Source organism: Catenulispora acidiphila DSM 44928, assembly GCF_000024025.1.
In the GTDB taxonomy this organism is placed as follows: domain Bacteria; phylum Actinomycetota; class Actinomycetes; order Streptomycetales; family Catenulisporaceae; genus Catenulispora; species Catenulispora acidiphila.
Genome location: NC_013131.1, coordinates 2022152 through 2038506 on the forward strand (window position 1 = coordinate 2022152; position 16355 = coordinate 2038506).

13 protein-coding genes are annotated in these 16355 nt (G+C 69.5%); 8 read left to right on the forward strand and 5 right to left on the reverse strand.

Features of this window, described 5'->3' with window-relative positions; all coding sequences use genetic code 11:
* Nucleotides 1-23: 23 nt before the first annotated feature.
* Nucleotides 24-2666 carry an aconitate hydratase AcnA gene (gene acnA / locus CACI_RS08905; protein ID WP_041540131.1) on the forward strand — a complete coding sequence of 881 codons (2643 nt, stop codon included), beginning with the start codon at nt 24-26 and terminating at the stop codon, nt 2664-2666.
* An 89-nt stretch (nt 2667-2755) separates the two neighbouring features.
* Here the strand turns inward: acnA and CACI_RS08910 are convergent, their stop codons facing one another.
* A complete protein-coding gene (locus CACI_RS08910; protein WP_012786002.1) occupies nt 2756-3169 on the reverse strand; it encodes a tetratricopeptide repeat protein in 414 nt (137 codons plus the stop codon).
* Nucleotides 3170-3216: 47 nt separating this feature from the next.
* Here CACI_RS08910 and CACI_RS08915 point away from each other — a divergent pair, with 47 nt between their 5' ends.
* The 5 genes from CACI_RS08915 to CACI_RS45290 all read left to right on the forward strand — a co-directional run bounded on the left by CACI_RS08915 (nt 3217) and on the right by CACI_RS45290 (nt 11113).
* Nucleotides 3217-4524, forward strand: coding sequence for a DUF1800 domain-containing protein (locus tag CACI_RS08915; protein WP_012786003.1), 1308 nt, complete (start codon nt 3217-3219; stop codon nt 4522-4524).
* A 32-nt stretch (nt 4525-4556) separates the two neighbouring features.
* Nucleotides 4557-5894, forward strand: coding sequence for a DUF1501 domain-containing protein (locus CACI_RS08920; protein ID WP_012786004.1), 1338 nt, complete (start codon nt 4557-4559; stop codon nt 5892-5894).
* 264 nt (nt 5895-6158) lie between these two features.
* Nucleotides 6159-8168, forward strand: a complete 2010-nt coding sequence (dxs, locus tag CACI_RS08925) for a 1-deoxy-D-xylulose-5-phosphate synthase (protein WP_012786005.1) — start codon at nt 6159-6161, stop codon at nt 8166-8168.
* A gap of 90 nt (nt 8169-8258) precedes the next feature.
* A complete protein-coding gene (locus CACI_RS08930) occupies nt 8259-9941 on the forward strand; it encodes an ArnT family glycosyltransferase (RefSeq protein WP_012786006.1) in 1683 nt (560 codons plus the stop codon).
* A 38-nt stretch (nt 9942-9979) separates the two neighbouring features.
* Complete coding sequence (locus tag CACI_RS45290; protein WP_012786007.1) at nt 9980-11113, forward strand: winged helix DNA-binding domain-containing protein; 1134 nt, start codon at nt 9980-9982, stop codon at nt 11111-11113.
* A gap of 17 nt (nt 11114-11130) precedes the next feature.
* On the opposite strand, the gene CACI_RS08940 is transcribed toward CACI_RS45290, so the two are convergent.
* The 4 genes from CACI_RS08940 to CACI_RS08955 all read right to left on the reverse strand — a co-directional run bounded on the left by CACI_RS08940 (nt 11131) and on the right by CACI_RS08955 (nt 13815).
* A complete protein-coding gene (locus CACI_RS08940; protein ID WP_041541400.1) occupies nt 11131-11877 on the reverse strand; it encodes a DUF427 domain-containing protein in 747 nt (248 codons plus the stop codon).
* Nucleotides 11878-11930: 53 nt separating this feature from the next.
* On the reverse strand, nt 11931-12665 hold the full coding sequence (locus CACI_RS08945) for an alanyl-tRNA editing protein (protein ID WP_012786009.1): 735 nt from the start codon (nt 12663-12665) through the stop codon (nt 11931-11933).
* An 86-nt stretch (nt 12666-12751) separates the two neighbouring features.
* On the reverse strand, nt 12752-12979 hold the full coding sequence (locus tag CACI_RS08950) for a heavy-metal-associated domain-containing protein (protein ID WP_012786010.1): 228 nt from the start codon (nt 12977-12979) through the stop codon (nt 12752-12754).
* On the reverse strand, nt 12979-13815 hold the full coding sequence (locus CACI_RS08955) for a phosphatase PAP2 family protein (RefSeq protein WP_041541401.1): 837 nt from the start codon (nt 13813-13815) through the stop codon (nt 12979-12981). The genes CACI_RS08950 and CACI_RS08955 overlap by 1 nt, the downstream gene beginning before the upstream one ends.
* A gap of 419 nt (nt 13816-14234) precedes the next feature.
* Here CACI_RS08955 and CACI_RS08960 point away from each other — a divergent pair, with 419 nt between their 5' ends.
* Complete coding sequence (locus tag CACI_RS08960) at nt 14235-15602, forward strand: glutamine synthetase family protein (protein ID WP_012786012.1); 1368 nt, start codon at nt 14235-14237, stop codon at nt 15600-15602.
* A gap of 7 nt (nt 15603-15609) precedes the next feature.
* Complete coding sequence (locus CACI_RS08965; RefSeq protein ID WP_012786013.1) at nt 15610-16353, forward strand: gamma-glutamyl-gamma-aminobutyrate hydrolase family protein; 744 nt, start codon at nt 15610-15612, stop codon at nt 16351-16353.
* Nucleotides 16354-16355: the final 2 nt, after the last annotated feature.

Genomic DNA, 16355 nt, shown 5'->3' on the forward strand with positions numbered 1-16355 from the left:
CAAGCGAGAGCTGGGCCATGGCAATGACCTCCAAGAACAGCTTCGGCGCCCGCGACACCCTCGCGGTGGGCGCGCAGTCGTACGAGATCTTCCGCATCGGGGCCGTCGAGGGCTCCGAGCGCCTCCCCTTCAGCCTGAAGGTGCTGCTGGAGAACCTCCTGCGCACCGAGGACGGCGCCAACGTCACCGCTTCTCAGATCCAGGCCCTCGGGCAGTGGGATCCGAACGCCGAGCCGGACACCGAGATCCAGTTCACGCCGGCGCGCGTGATCATGCAGGACTTCACCGGCGTGCCCTGCGTGGTGGACCTGGCCACTATGCGCGAGGCGGTGGCCGAGCTCGGCGGCGACCCGGCGAAGATCAACCCGCTGGCGCCGGCCGAGCTGGTCATCGACCACTCGGTGATCGCCGACGTCTTCGGCCGCCCGGACGCCTTCGAGCGCAACGTCGAGATCGAGTACGGCCGCAACCGCGAGCGCTACCAGTTCCTGCGCTGGGGGCAGACCGCCTTCGACGAGTTCAAGGTGGTGCCGCCCGGCACCGGCATCGTGCACCAGGTGAACATCGAGCACTTGGCGCGCGTGGTCTTCGACCGTAACGGCCAGGCTTACCCCGACACCCTGGTCGGCACCGACTCGCACACCACCATGGTCAACGGCCTGGGCGTGCTGGGCTGGGGCGTGGGCGGCATCGAGGCCGAGGCCGCGATGCTCGGCCAGCCGGTCAGCATGCTGATCCCGCGCGTGGTCGGCTTCAAGCTGCACGGCGAGCTGCCCGCCGGCGCCACCGCCACCGACCTGGTGCTCACCATCACCGAGATGCTGCGCGAGCACGGCGTGGTCGGCAAGTTCGTGGAGTTCTACGGCGCCGGCGTGGCGGCCGTCCCGCTGGCCAACCGCGCGACCATCGGCAACATGTCGCCGGAGTTCGGCTCGACCTGCGCGATCTTCCCGATCGACGACGAGACCATCAGCTACCTGAAGCTCACCGGCCGCCCGGCCGAGCAGCTGGCGCTGGTCGAGGCGTACGCCAAGGCCCAGGGCCTGTGGCACGACGCGGACCGCGAGCCGTCCTACTCCGAGTACCTGGAGCTGGACCTGGCGACCGTGGTCCCCTCGATCGCCGGCCCGAAGCGCCCGCAGGACCGCGTGGTGCTGGCCCAGGCCAAGGACAAGTTCGCCGAGGTCCTGCCGACCTACGCCGCGCAGGGCACCAAGCCGACCCCGGTCACCATGGAGGACGGCACGCAGTTCGCCATCGACAACGGCGCGGTCGTGATCGCCTCGATCACCTCCTGCACCAACACCTCGAACCCGCAGGTGATGATCGGCGCGGCGCTGCTGGCCAAGAACGCGGTGGAGAAGGGCCTGCACGCCAAGCCGTGGGTCAAGACCACCCTGGCGCCCGGCTCGAAGGTCGTCTCGGACTACTACGAGCGCGCGGGCCTGACGCCGTACCTGGACAAGCTCGGCTTCAACCTCGTCGGCTACGGCTGCGTCACCTGCATCGGCAACTCCGGCCCGCTGCCGGAGCCGGTCAGCAAGGCGGTCAACGAGGCGGACCTGGCGGTGGTGTCGGTGCTGTCCGGCAACCGCAACTTCGAGGGCCGCATCAACCCCGACGTGAAGATGAACTACCTCGCGTCCCCGCCGCTGGTCGTCGCCTACGCCATCGCCGGCACCATGGACTTCGACTTCGAGAACGAGCCGCTGGGCTTCGACGCGGACGAGAAGCCGGTCTTCCTCCAGGACATCTGGCCCTCCACCCAGGAGATCCAGTCGGTCATCGAGCAGGCGATCACCGCCGAGATGTTCGCCAAGGACTACGCGGACGTCTTCCACGGCGACGAGCGCTGGCGCTCCCTGCCCACCCCGACCGGCAACGTCTTCGAGTGGGACGCGGACTCCACCTACGTCCGCAAGCCTCCTTACTTCGAGGGCATGGCCGCCGAGCCCTCGCCGGTCGCCGACATCCACGGCGCCCGCGTCCTGGCCAAGCTCGGCGACTCGGTGACCACCGACCACATCAGCCCGGCCGGCTCCATCAAGGCCAACAGCCCGGCCGGCCAGTACCTCGCCGAGCACGGCGTCCACGCCCGCGACTTCAACAGCTACGGCTCCCGCCGCGGCAACCACGAGGTCATGATCCGGGGCACCTTCGCCAACATCCGCCTCCGCAACCAGCTCCTGGACAACGTCGAAGGCGGCTTCACGAAGAACCTCCTCACCGGCGAGCAGACCACCATCTACGAAGCCTCCGAGGCCTACCAGGCCGCGGGCATCCCGCTGGTGGTCCTCGCGGGCAAGGAGTACGGCTCGGGCTCCTCCCGCGACTGGGCCGCCAAAGGCACGGCCCTGCTCGGCGTCAAGGCCGTCGTCGCCGAGAGCTACGAGCGCATCCACCGCTCCAACCTGATCGGCATGGGCGTCGTCCCCCTCCAGTTCCCGGCCGGCCAGAGCGCCGCCTCCCTGGGACTGACCGGGGAGGAGACCTTTGAGATCACCGGTCTGGAGGAGCTGAACAACGGGACCACGCCGCGCACCGTGAAGGTGAAGGCCGGCGACGTGGAGTTCGACGCCGTTGTGCGCATCGACACCCCCGGCGAGGCCGACTACTACCGCAACGGCGGGATCATGCAGTACGTGCTGCGGAACCTGCTGAAGTAGTGCAGTAGTAATGACAGAGTTCTGATTCTGATAGCAGAGTTCTGACAGAGCAGCCCTCGACCCTGACGGGTCGAGGGCTGCTCGCCGTTCTAGCCCAACCGCCGCAGCTCCTGCGCCGCGACCAAGGCCCAGTGGTCGTCGGGTCCGGAAGCCGCGCGGGTGAACCACATGCGGGCTTCTATGGCGTCGCGGCGGCGGAAGGCGATGACGCCGAGGAAGACCAGGGCTGCGGGGGCGGTGTCGGGGTCGCCGATGGCGGCGACGGCCAGGAAACTCAGGCGGGCGCCCGGGAGGTCGCCTTCGGTGTAGGCGTACATGGCGCCGTCGAAGAAGGAGCGGGCTTCCTTGCGGAGGACGCGGGGGATGTTCGGGTAGAGGGAGCGGGCTATGGCGGTGTGGGCGCCGCGGGTGTCGTCGGCTGGGGGTTCGGCGGGGAGTTCCTCTGAGCCCAGGGGGATGAAGGGCTCGTCTGGGTCGTCTTCCGAGTCTTGGTCCGAGGACATGCCGTCTTCTTACCCTCGGTTTAACCCCGTTCCCCGATTCTGAGTACGTGAGCATCGACCAGAACAGATCCGCCATCGCGCATCTTTTGCGACGGGCCGGGTTCGGCGCGAGCGGGGCGGAGATCGACGCCGCCGTGCAGGCCGGGTACGAGGCGACCGTGTCCGCGCTGCTGGCGCCGGCGGGTGCCGATCCCGGTGTCGCCGCCACGCCGGCGCCGAACTTCCCGGCGGCCAAGGCGGACAAGGCAGACAAGGCGGCCAAGAAGATCGACGCGCAGTCCGACTACCAGATGGTGGAGTGGTGGCTGGCGCGGATGACCGCGGTCACGCAGCCGTTGGCGGAGAAGCGCACGTTCTTCCTGCACGGGCACTTCGCCACCTCCATCCAGAAGGTGAAGAGCCCCGGGTTCATGGTGCAGCAGAACCAGACCCTGCGGACGCTCGGCGGCGGCGACTTCGGCGTTCTGGCGCACGCGATGGTCCGCGATCCGGCGATGATGCTGTGGCTGGACAGCGCGGGCAACACGCTCAAGGCGCCGAATGAGAACCTGGCGCGGGAGCTGATGGAGCTCTTCACGCTCGGCGTCGGCAACTACACCGAGGACGACGTCCGCGCCGGAGCCCGCGCCCTCACCGGCTGGCGCCTGGACGCCGACGGCAAAGCGAGCCTGGTGCCCCGGCTCCACGACGGCACGCCCAAGACGATCCTGGGCAAGACCGCCGACTTCGACGACACCTCATTCGTCGACTGGATCCTGCAGCAGCCCGGCTCGCCGAAGTTCGTCACCGGCCGGTTCTGGGACCGCTTCGGCATGCCCGGCCCGATCCCGGCGGACGTCTCCGGACGCCTGCTCGCCGCGTACGGCCCGAACCGGAACGTCACCGCGCTTCTCAGAGCCCTGTTTCTCGATCCGGTCTTCCGCGGACCGCAGGCCCGCAACGCCTTGGTGAAGCAGCCCACCGAGTACATCGTCGGCGTTCTCAGGGCTCTGCGAATCAAAATCGACGCCGCCGCCAAGGACACCAAGGACAGCCAGGCTCTGCGCACCGCGCTCAACGGCCTGGGCCAGACGCCCTTCTACCCGCCGAACGTCGGCGGCTGGCCCGAGGGCACGGCGTGGCTGACCACCGCCGCCGCGCAGACCCGCTTCGCCTTCGCCGAATGGGCGGTCGCCAAGGGCGACCTGTCGCAGGTCGAGAACAGCAGCCCCGGGCAGCGGATCGCCGCCGTGGCGCACCTGCTCGGCGTCGACGCCTTCAGCGACCGCAGCACCGCCGCCCTCAACGAGGTCGTCGCCGACCCCAAGCAGCTGGTCACCCTGGCGCTCCTGGCGCCGGAGTACCTCGCGAACTGACCGCCCGACGGACGGAATCTAAGGACTCGATCATGGACACAGTGACCCGCCGCCGCTTCCTGGAGTTGTCCGGTGTCATGTCCACCGGCGCGTTCGCGGCCGCCTGCTCCTCCTCGCACGGCCACCCCGTCGGCGCCCCCGCGCTGACCCCGAGCGGCCCGCAGACCTCCGGCGCGCAGCTCGGCGCGGCAGCGCAGCACGCGCCGCTGGCCGCCGGTCAGGGCGTGCTGGTGCTGGTGACGCTCTACGGCGGCAACGACGGCCTCAACACCGTGATCCCGTACGCCGACAAGGCCTACGCCGCCTCCCGCCCCGACCTCGCCTACAGTGCGAGCCAGGTCCTCGACCTCGGCGACGGCCTCGGCTTCAACCCGGCGATGACCGGCCTGCACCAGATGTGGCAGCGCAAGCTGTGCGCGGTGGTGCGCGGTGTCGGCTACCCGCAGCCCAACCACAGCCACTTCGTCTCGATGGACATCTGGCAGACCGCCACGCCGGGGGAGCCCGCCAACTCCGGCTGGCTCGGCCGCTGGCTGGACGCCCAGCCCGACGACCAGATCAGGGCCCTGAAGGCGATCTCCGTCGGCGGCACGCTCCCGCCGCTGCTCGGCGGGACCAAGACCGCCGGCAGCTCGCTGCCGATCGGGCAGTTCCACCTGCCCAAGGCCGGACCGCTGGACACCGGGTTCCAGGGCTTGGGGAAGCAGTCGGCGCAGGACTCCGCGGTCACCGCCTACGCCGCCCGCGACGTCGCCGACCTGTTCACCGTCGCCAAGACCTTCACCCCGGCGCTCGCGTCGGCGGCGAACTCGGCGGGAAGCACTGCGGGGAGCACAACAGCGAACAGCAAGAGCGCCGCCAAGGCGGCGGCCAAGCCCGCCAAGGCCGGCAAAGGCTCAGCACTGGCTCAACAGCTGGACATCGTCGCCGAATGCATCAACGCCTCCGTCCCGACCCGGGTCTACAGCGTCAGCCTCGGCGGCTTCGACACGCACAGCGCCGAGAAGGGCACGCAGTCGGACCTGTGGGGCGAGGTCGACAAGGCGGTCGTGGACTTCCAGAACGCCATCGCCTCCGGACCCCACGGCAAGAACGTGGTCACCATGCTGTACACCGAGTTCGGCCGCCGCGTGCACGCCAACGCCAACGAGGGCACCGACCACGGCACCGCGGGCCCGGTCCTGCTGCTCGGCGAGCCGGTGAACGGCGGCTTCTACGGCGAGCAGCCCTCGCTGACCGACCTGGACGACGGCGACCTGAAGTTCGGCACTGACTTCCGCAGCGTCTACGCCACGCTGCTGGACAAGGTGCTCGGCGCCGACCCCGCGCAGATCCTCGGTGCGGACCAGCCGCGTATCGCGTTCCTGTGACTAACCCTTTCCGGTGACGATCGCGCCACATCGGCGATGACCCCACCGCGCTTCGGCGCCGCCCCGCCATACCCGGGGCGGCGCCGAATTCATGTTCGCCTCGCACCTCGAGGCAGCGGTACCGGCGTGGGAACACGCTGCGGGGAGCATGTGAAGATCATGTACAGGGCGGACCGAAGCGCCAGGGCGGCGCTCAGACCAGGCTTAGACTCTCTGCCGTATAACTGGAAGCCAGGAGCGTTGTCTCAACTGAAGGAGGATCGGGTGGCACTGCTGGAGGCGATCCAGGGTCCGCGCGATCTGGACGAGCTCAGCTCCGAGCAGCTCGCCGAGCTCGCGACGGAGATCCGTGCTTACCTGATCCCGACCGTGGCGAAGACGAGCGGGCACATCGGCCCGAACCTGGGTGTGGTGGAGCTCACCATCGCGCTGCACCGGGTCTTCGACTCGCCCAAGGACACCATCCTGTGGGACGTAGGCCACCAGGCCTACGTGCACAAACTCCTCACCGGGCGGCAGGACTTCTCCGCGCTGCGGCACTCCGGCGGGCTGTCCGGGTACCCGGCGCGCGCGGAGTCCGGGCACGACGTGATCGAGAACTCCCACGCCTCCACCGCGCTGGCCTACGCCGACGGCATCGCCAAGGCGCACCAGGTGCGCGGCGTCACCGACCGCCAGGTGGTGGCGGTGATCGGGGACGGCGCGCTGACCGGCGGCATGGCCTGGGAGGCGCTGAACAACATCGCCGCGGCCAAGGACCGGCCGGTGATCATCGTCGTCAACGACAACGAGCGCTCCTACTCCCCGACCATCGGCGGGCTCGCCGACCACCTCGCGACCCTGCGGACCACCCAGGGCTACGAGCGGTTCCTGGAGTGGGGACGCGGCATGCTCGGCCGCACGCCGGTCATCGGGACCCCGCTGTACGAGGCGCTGCACGGCGTCAAGAAGGGCCTGAAGGACATCGTCGCCCCGCAGGGGATGTTCGAGGACCTGGGCATGAAGTACGTCGGCCCGGTGGACGGCCACGACATCGCCGGCATGGAGGCCGCGCTGCGGCGGGCCCGGCACTACCACGGCCCGGTGATCGTGCACGCGATCACCCGCAAGGGCGAGGGCTACCCGGCCGCGCGCAATAACGTCAACGACCAGCTGCACCAGGTCGCCGTGGACAGCGACCCGGAGACCGGCCGGCCGCTGGTCCCCGCGGGTGAGTCCTGGACCTCGGTGTTCGCCGACGAGATGGTGCGGGTCGGCGCCGAGCGCGAGGACGTGGTGGGGATCACCGCGGCCATGCTGCACCCCGTCGGGCTCGCCAAGTTCGCCGAGCGCCACCCGGACCGGATCTTCGACGTCGGCATCGCCGAGCAGCACGCGGTCACCTCCGCGGCCGGCATGGCCTTCGCCGGGCTGCACCCGGTGGTGGCGATCTACGCGACCTTCCTGAACCGCGCCTTCGACCAGGTCCTGATGGACACCGCGCTGCACAACGCCGGCGTGACCTTCATCGCCGACCGGGCCGGCGTCACCGGCAACGACGGCGCCAGCCACAACGGCATGTGGGACATGTCGATCTTCCAGGTCGTGCCCCGGCTGCGCATCGCCGCCCCGCGCGACGGCGCCCAGCTGCGGGCCCAGCTGCGCGAGGCGCTGGACGTCGACGACGCCCCGACCATGATCCGCTTCTCCAAGGGCACGGTCTGCCAGGACATCCCCGCGGTCGCCAAGGCCGGCTCGATGGACGTGCTGCGCACCACCGCGGGCACCGAGCTGAGCCCGGACGTGCTGATCGTCAGCGTCGGGGCGATGGCGCAGGTCTGCCTGGACGTCGCCGAGCGGCTGGCGGACCAGGGCATCGGCGCCACCGTGGTGGACCCGCGCTGGGTCAAGCCGGTCGACCCGGTCGCGGTGATGTTGGCCGCCGAGCACCGCCTGGTGGTCACGGTCGAGGACAACGTCCGGGTCGGCGGCGTGGGCTGCATGGTCGCCCAGGCGCTGCGCGACGCCGGGGTGCACACCCCGCTGCGCGACTTCGGCATCCCGGCGGAGTTCCTGGACCACGCCAGCCGCGGCGAGGTGCTGGAGCAGATCGGCCTGACCGGGCAGCGGATCGCGCACGAGGTCGTCGGTCTGGTCGCAGGTCTGGGCAGCGCGGCGGCGGCGAACGCGGCGGCGAACGGCGCGGGCTCCGGTTCCGGCAACGGAGCGGCGAACGGAGCGGCCAATGGCGCCGCCCTTCCCAACGGATCCGCACCGAAAGTCACGACGCGATAGCAGCGGGCTGTTCTTAGGGGGTTACCTCCCCGGGCCCGGATGAGGGGGAGGTAACCTGTCGTTCCATGGGCGGCGAGGCGTAATACGACGATGGTCGCAACCGACGCACCCACTCAATCCGGGCCGGGCCTGCACGGACCCCCAGACCCGGAGCCCTCCGGGCTTCGAAGACTGTGGTGTTCGGTCCGCTTCCAGCGGCTCTGGAACACCCCGCAGGCCTCCTGGACGCGTGTCGTCCTTCTGTTCTTCGCCGTCGCCACGGTCACCCACCTGCCCGGCTTCAGCCGCACCTTCTGGAACCCCGACGAGGGCTTCCTGGCCACCCAGGCCCGAGCGCTGAACACCGAGAACGGGCAGTTCTACCAGATCATCGTCGACCGCAAGCCGCCCCTGCTGCCGTACGTCTACGCCTGGGTGTTCAAGCTCTTCGGCGACCACGGGCTGTCCACGCTGGTCGTGATCCGAGCGCTGGCGATCTGCGTGCACGTCGTCACCGCGATCCTGATCACCCAGATCGCCAAGCGCCGCTTCGGGCAGCACGGCGTCTGGGCCGGGCTGCTCTACCTGCTGGGCTCGGCTGGTCTGGCGCCGGAGGACTCCCAGGCGGCCTCGTTCGAGGTCTTCATGCTGCCGTGGACCTGCGCGGCCTTCCTGTTCGCCGACAGCGCCCGCCGCCATCCACGCCGTGCCCTGCCGCTGCTGGGCGGCTCGGGGGTGGCGGTGGCGCTGGCCACCCTGACCAAGCAGACCGCCGGCGTCACGATGCTCCCGGTCGCCTGGCGCGCCTGGAAGGACCAGCGCTGGAAGGGCCTGGCCGTGATCATCCCGGCGTTCGTCCTGCCGATCGTGGGCGTGGCGCTGTGGGTCGGCTTCGGGGACTTCTTCTTCTGGGTGTTCACCGGCAACAGCGGCTACCTGACCTCGCTGGGCTCGTTCTCCACGATCATGGCGCGGTTCTGGGCCAACTTCGGGATCTTCATCGGCGCCTCGGCCGCGGCGTTCCTGGCGATCACGTACTTGACGATCCGCAACGGCATCTTCAAGGCCGACGCGGATTTGTGGCTGTGGCTGGCGGGCTCGGCGATCGGCGTCTCCAGCGGGTTCCACTTCTTCGGCCACTACTTCCTGCAGATGCTGCCGCCGCTGGTGATCCTGGCCACCGGCGCCCTGCACCGCAACGGCTCGCGGCTGCGCTGGACCATGCTCGGCATCACGGCGACCACCGCGACGCTGTTCCTCACCCTGGCCTTCACCTGGCCGCGCACCGACATGGAGCACGACTGGGAGGTCGCCCAGGAGGTGCAGAAGATCGCCGGTCCCGGCCGCTCGGAGCCGATCATCGTCTGGGGCATGGACCCCTCGATCTACTTCATGTCCGGGCAGACCCCGGCCAGCCGGTTCATCACCGCCGGCTTCCTGTCCGGCTTCGCCGGCGGCGGCGACCAGGAGGTCGCGCCGATCGTGTACACCCCGAACAGCCCGATCGTCGGCATGGCGCAGGACATCCTGAACCTGCAGAAGAAGGGGCAGGAGCCGGACCTGTTCGTCGACGACTCCTGGGGCAAGCCGTACCAGCCCAACCACATCAACGTCATCGCCGACCTGGTCGACAACTACTACACGCTCCGCAAGGGCGTCGACCACACCTTCGTCTACGTGCTGACGAAGCCCGAAGGGCTGCGCGTGTGGGCCCAGACGATAGTCGACAAGGGGATGCAGGACGTGTGGGACAAGAACCAGTGGGACTTCCTCAACCCGCCGACGGACAGCTGACGCCGTCCTCGGACAGCCGGCGCCGGATAATCGACGGCATGGCGCCGACGACACTCACCCGGGACACGCTGAACCGCACGCTCTTGGCGCGCCAGCACCTGCTGACCCCGCGCAGCGGTTCCCTCGCCGAGACCGTCGAGGCGATCGGCGCGATCCAGGCGCAGTACTGGCCGGCCGTCGCGATCTCGCTGTTCACCCGCCACGACGGTGCCACGCTCGCAGCGGTCTACGACGCCTTCGAGCGGCGCGAATTGGTCGTCGGCTCCTCGATCCGTGGCACGGTGCACGCCGTCAGCCGCGCCGAGCACCCCTTGTACGCGGCCGTCTCCGAAGCCACCAACGCCGACGTGCTCACCGCCCGGGACGAGGCCAAGGATCCGGGCATGCATGCCTTGCGCGCCGAGGTCCTGGAGTTCGCCGCCGACAAGCCGCGCGCCGCCGCCGAGTTCGCGGAGTTCGCGGAGCAGTGGATCGAGAAGCACCCGGGCCGTATGTCGGCGGCGAACCTGGAGTACCACCAGTCGCGCAACTGGCGCCCGATCTACCGCAGCAACGCCCTGATCCGCTTCCCGGCAGACGGCCGCTGGTCCCCGGCGACCGGTCCGAAGACGTTCCTGTACTCGCCCGAACGCGCCGCCGACACCGGCGCCGCGATCGCCGCGCTGGTCCGCCGGCATCTCGGCGCGTTCGGTCCGGCGGCGGCGGACGACGTGGCGTTGTGGCTCGGGCTGAAGGTCTCCGTGGCGCGCGCTGTTCTCGGCGGCTTCAGCGACCTGGTGACCTACGCGGACGAAGCCGGACGCACCCTGTACGACCTCCCCGACGGCGAGATCACCGACGCGGAGACGAAGGCGCCGCCGCGTTTGCTGCCGCGCTTCGACAGCATCCTGCTCGCGCACAATGCCAAGCACCGGCAGCGCATCATCTCCCGGGAGTACTGGGAGCGCGTCTACAACGGCAAGAACCTGCAGATCCTGCCGTCGTTCCTGGTCGGCGGATACGTCGCGGGGATCTGGTCGCTCGAGGCGAAGAAGAAGCTTGCGACGCTGACGCTGGAGCCGTTCCACAAGCTGGGGAAGGCTGACGCCAAGGCGCTGGGCGCCGAGGCGGAGCGGGTGCTGCGGTTGCAGGCGCCGGACTCCGCCTCGTACGCGGTCGAGTTCGCGGACTAGCTCCGGCGAACCGCCGGTCAGTAGCGCGGCTTCGGACGCTCCTGCAGAACGCCGTCCAGGAAGATGTCGACCTTCTCGTTGTAGACCGCGGCGAGCCCGGCGATCTTCTGCACTTCGGCGAACGGCGTCCGGTAACCCCAGATGATGTCGTCGCGGACCTCCTCGCCGATCTGGACCGACCAGTACGTCGCCGCGCCCTTGTAGGGGCAGTGCGTGACGGTCTCCGAGGGGCGCAGGATGTCCTGGTTCAGCGCGGTGATCGGGACGTAGTAGCGCGGCGGGAGGCCGGTCTCGAACGCGATCATGCTGTTCGGGGAGTCGGCCAGGAGCACGCCGTCGAGCTCGGCGCGGAAGTGCCGGCTGCTGGCGACGACGTCGATGCGGCTGTAGGGGTCGCGCGGGTGGGTGTAGATCGGCTCGTCCTCTTCGAACCAGTCGAAGGCGTCGAAGTCGAACCGGACCGCGTCGCGCAGCTCCTCCAGCGGGGACTCCGGGACCGTGCGCGCCTTGCCGGGCGCGGTCGCGCCGGCCAGGAGGACGTCGTGGACCTGCGCGTCGCCGCGGCTCGGCGAGTGCTCGGACTCGCCGGTGGGCTTCAGGTCGGCCAGGACGTCCTTCGCCGGGACGTAGTAGGTCGGGTAGAACGGCTTCTCCCACACGAGCAGCGGCGTCAGCGTGTCCGCCACCAGCCGGTTCTCCAGGTACAGCCGCACGCGCTTGGCGCCGGTCTCCACTTTCACGCGCCCGCGGGCGTTGTCCGCCATGATGCTCTTCGCCTCTCGGATCAGACCGGTCCCGACCTGGGGATCAGTCACACTCAGTCACGGATGGCAATGCGCAAGCGCCGGAAGCCCTTGCCTTTGTTCTCCACCTTCAACACCTCGATCTTGCCGATCCATCTCGTCGACTCCACATGGGTTCCGCCGTCCGCCTGAGTGTCGAGTCCGACGATGTCCACGATCCGCACTTCCTCCAGCTCCGGCGGCACGAGGTTGGTCGCGGTGCGGATGATGTCCGGGATGGCGAAGGCCTCCTCGCGCGGCAGCACCTTCACGTCGATCCGGTGGTCCTTGACCACCTCGACGTTGCACGCCTCCTCGATCCGGGCTTTGAAGTCGGCGGGCACCTCAGGGAGGTTGAAATCCATGCGTGCCGTCCCCGGTTCCATATTCCCGCCTGTGACCAGCGCGTTGAAGTCTCGGAAGACGACCCCGGAAAGCAGGTGCAGCCCGGAGTGCGTGCGCATGAGCCAGGTGCGGCGCTCGTCGTCCAGGGCGCCGCGCACAGCGGTTCCGGCCGGCGGCAGCGGGTCCTCGTCGTGCGGGATCAGCACGAGGTCGTCGCCCTTGCGCACGCCGACGATCCGGGTCCGCACACCGCCCCACACGAGCACCCCCTCGTCCGGCGGCTGCCCGCCCCCGCCGGGGTAGAAGGCGGAGCGGTCCAGGACGATGCCCTCGCCGTCGGACTTCAGGACGCTCGCGTCCCATTCCCGGAGGGTCTGGTCGTCGAGTTCGAGGCGCTGGGTGTGCAGATGTGGTGTCGCCGTCATGGCCGAAGCGTAATCCGGGCGGCGCGGCGGATGGCGGACGATCCGGGCGGCCGCCGCGGGCCAATCGCGCGGAAGTGGCCCTAGACCTAGACCAGCTGGTATCCGGCGCCCTCGACGGCGTCGCGGACCGCCGCGATCTCCAGCGCGGCCGCGGACGTCACCAGGGCGCGCTTGCCCGGCAGGTCGATCTCGACGGCGGCCACGCCGGGCAGGGCGCTCAGCGCCTCGGTGACGGCCGCGCTGCAGTGGCCGCAGCTCATGCCCAGCACGCCATAGGCGACGGCGGGGGTCCCGGTTTCGGCGACGGCGGTCATCAACTGCTCCTGGCAAGCTCGGGTTCGGATACCTGCGCCGAGGCTACGCGGGCCCGGCGGATCCAGCGGGCGCCACGCCGGGCGGCGGCCTGGATTCCCGCCGAAAGCAGGAGCAGGGCCACCCCGACGATGCCGTCGGCCCAGTAGTGGTTCGCGGTGGCCAGGACGACGGTGATGGTCAGGACCGTGTGCAGCGGACCGATCCAGCGCCACTTGCTCGGGGAGACCCGCCAGACCGTCCAGCCGACCAGGACCGCCCAGATCACGTGGACCGAGGGCATCGCCGAGAGCTGGTCGGGGGAGTCCGCGTTCATCGGGCCGTAGACCGACTGGTGGAAGTACAGCGCGGTGTCGACCAGGTGGGCCTTGACGATCATGCGCGGCGGCGCCACCGGGATCAGCTGGATCGCCAGGGCGAAGGCGGTGGCCAGGGCCATCGTGGTGCGGGCGCTCGCGTAGTGCTCGCGGTGCCGGATGAACAGCCAGATCAAGAAAATGATCATGCAGGTGAAGTGCATCGAGGCGTAGTAGAGGTTGAAGAACTTCACCACGGTCGGGTGCGCCGGGAAGAACAGGTGCTGGATCCAGTGCTCGCTGGGCAGGAACACGTCGCGCTCGGTGTCCCAGATCCAGGTCCCGCGGGTCAGGGCGCCGTTCACCTTCATCACCGACAGCCGCCCGGCGACCTGCCACAGCCCGAACAGGCCCAGCACGGTCCCCAGCTCGCGCGGGAAGGGCAGGTACTTCACGAGCAGCGGCTTGCGCGAGAAGTACATCGCCGCGGCCAGCACCATGAGGACGCCGCACAGCCAGAAGGCCATCTGATAGGGCATCATCCAGTGCACGCGGGACTCCAGGGAAAGCTCTGCGGGGGGTCAGCGGTGATCAATGGCCCAGCTTAACGCCAGCGGGACGCCGGACGTCGGCCACGTTACGCCCCAGGCGGACGCCGCCTCCGCTCAGGTCCGGCCGACGGCCGAGAGCACACCGAGAGCACGCCGGGTGCACGCCAAGAGCACGCCGGGACCCCCGCGAAACCACCCGCGCGGACCGCCCCGAGATCGCCCGCGGACGCCGTGCGGATCGCCGCGCACACGCCCGGATCAGCCCGTATCCGAACAATCGCAACGGATCTTGACTGGAGCCCCCGCCGCACACCAGGGTATGAGCCAGCACCGTCGCAAACCCCTGTAAGTCACAAGGCCGCGGTCACCGTCCCCGTGCCCGCCATGCGTTGACCCTAGGTAGGCACATTATGCCCGCGCGTACCGGCATGCTCACTCTCCAGCAGCTCCGCGACCTCATCTCGGTCGGCCGTGTGGACACCGTCCAGCTGGCCATGACCGACATGCAGGGCCGCCTGCAAGGTAAACGGCTCTCGGCGGAGTACTTCCTCGACGAGGTGGCCGCGCACGAGGCCGAGGCGTGCAACTACCTGCTGGCCGTGGACGTCGACATGACCCCGGTCGACGGCTACGCCAACGCCAGCTGGGACAGCGGCTACGGCGACTTCGTGCTCAAGCCGGACCTGAGCACCCTGCGCAACGTCCCCTGGGAGCCGGGCACCGCGCTGGTCCTGGCCGACGTGGTCGACCACCACGGCGAGCCCGTCGTGCAGAGCCCGCGCCAGATCCTGCAGAAGCAGCTGGCCCGCCTCGCCGAGCGCGGCTGGTCCGCCTACGTCGGCACCGAGCTGGAGTTCATCGTCTTCGACGACTCCTACCAGGACGCCTGGCGCAAGGGCTACCGCGACATGCAGCCCTCGGTCCACTACAACGGCGACTACTCGATGCTCGGCGGCTCCATCGTCGAGCCGCTTCTCAAGCGCATCCGCAACGGCATGGCCGGCGCCGGCATGTATGTGGAGTCCGCCAAGGGCGAGTGCAACCTGGGCCAGCAGGAGATCGGCTTCCGGTACCGGGACGCGCTGACCACCTGCGACAACCACGTGATCTACAAGAACGGCGCCAAGACCATAGCCCTGCAGGAGGGCAAGTCCCTCACCTTCATGGCCAAGTACGACCATCGCGAGGGCAACTCCTGCCACATCCACCTGAGCCTGCGCGGTCCCGGCGGCGCCGCGGTGATGGCCGATCCGGAGCGGCCGCACGGCTTCTCGGAGATGATGGAGCACTTCCTGGCCGGGCAGCTGGCCTTCCTGCGGGACTTCACGCTGATGTACGCGCCGAACATCAACTCCTACAAGCGTTATGCGAACGGCTCCTTCGCGCCCACCGGCATCGCCTGGGGACGGGACAACCGCACCTGCTCGATGCGGGTCGTCGGCCAGGGCGAGTCGCTGCGCGTGGAGAACCGCGTCCCCGGCGGGGACGTCAACCCCTACCTGGCGGTCGCCGCGATGATCGCCGCCGGGCTGGCCGGGATCGACCGCGGCCTGAAGCTGCCGCCGGAGTTCACCGGCAACGCCTACGACGCCGACATCCCGCGCGTGCCGGACATGCTCAGCGAGGCCGTCGACTACTTCTCATGGAGCGAGCCCGCCCGCGAGGCGCTGGGCAACGACGTCGTCGAGCACTACATCACCATGGGCCGCGTGGAACTCGCGGCCTTCCAGTCGACCGTGACCGACTGGGAGCGATTCCGTTCCTTCGAAAGGATGTGAGGCCGCGATGCCGGCGCCTCTCATCGGACTGAGCATGTACCAGGAGACGGCTTCGTGGGGCGCGTGGAAGAACGTGCCCGCCTCGCTGCTCCCGCACGCGTACGTCGAATCGGTGACCCGGGCCGGCGGGGTCCCGTTGCTGTTGCCTCAGCATCTCGAGCACGACGCCGACGACCTGAACAAGGCCGAGGCCGAGGAGGTCGTCGGGATCCTGCACGGCCTGATCCTCACCGGCGGTCCGGACATCGATCCCTCCGGCTACGGCGCGGTCCGCCACCTGGACACCGACAGCCCGCGCAGAGGGCGCGACGCCTGGGAGTTCGCGCTGCTGGCCGCAGCGCTCGCGCGCAACATCCCGGTGCTGGCCATCTGCCGCGGGTTCCAGCTGCTGAACGCCGCCCTCGGCGGCACGCTGCGCCAGCACCTGCCCGACGAATCGGTGTTCGGCGACGCGCACCGCAAACAACTCGGACAGTTCGCCGCGGTCCGCATCGACCTGGACCCGGCGGCGCCGCCCGGACGCGTGCTGGGCACCCAGATCATCGCCTGGTGCCATCACCATCAGGGCATCGACAAGCTGGGGGCGGGCCTGCAATCCTCGGGCAACGCCCCCGACGGCTTGATCGAGGCGGCGTGGATGCCCGAGAAGGACTACGTGGTGGGGGTGCAGTGGCACCCCGAGGAAGACAGCAAGCCGGAGCTGTTCCGCTCCCTGACCGACGCCGCGACCCGATACGCCAAAGGACGATAGCA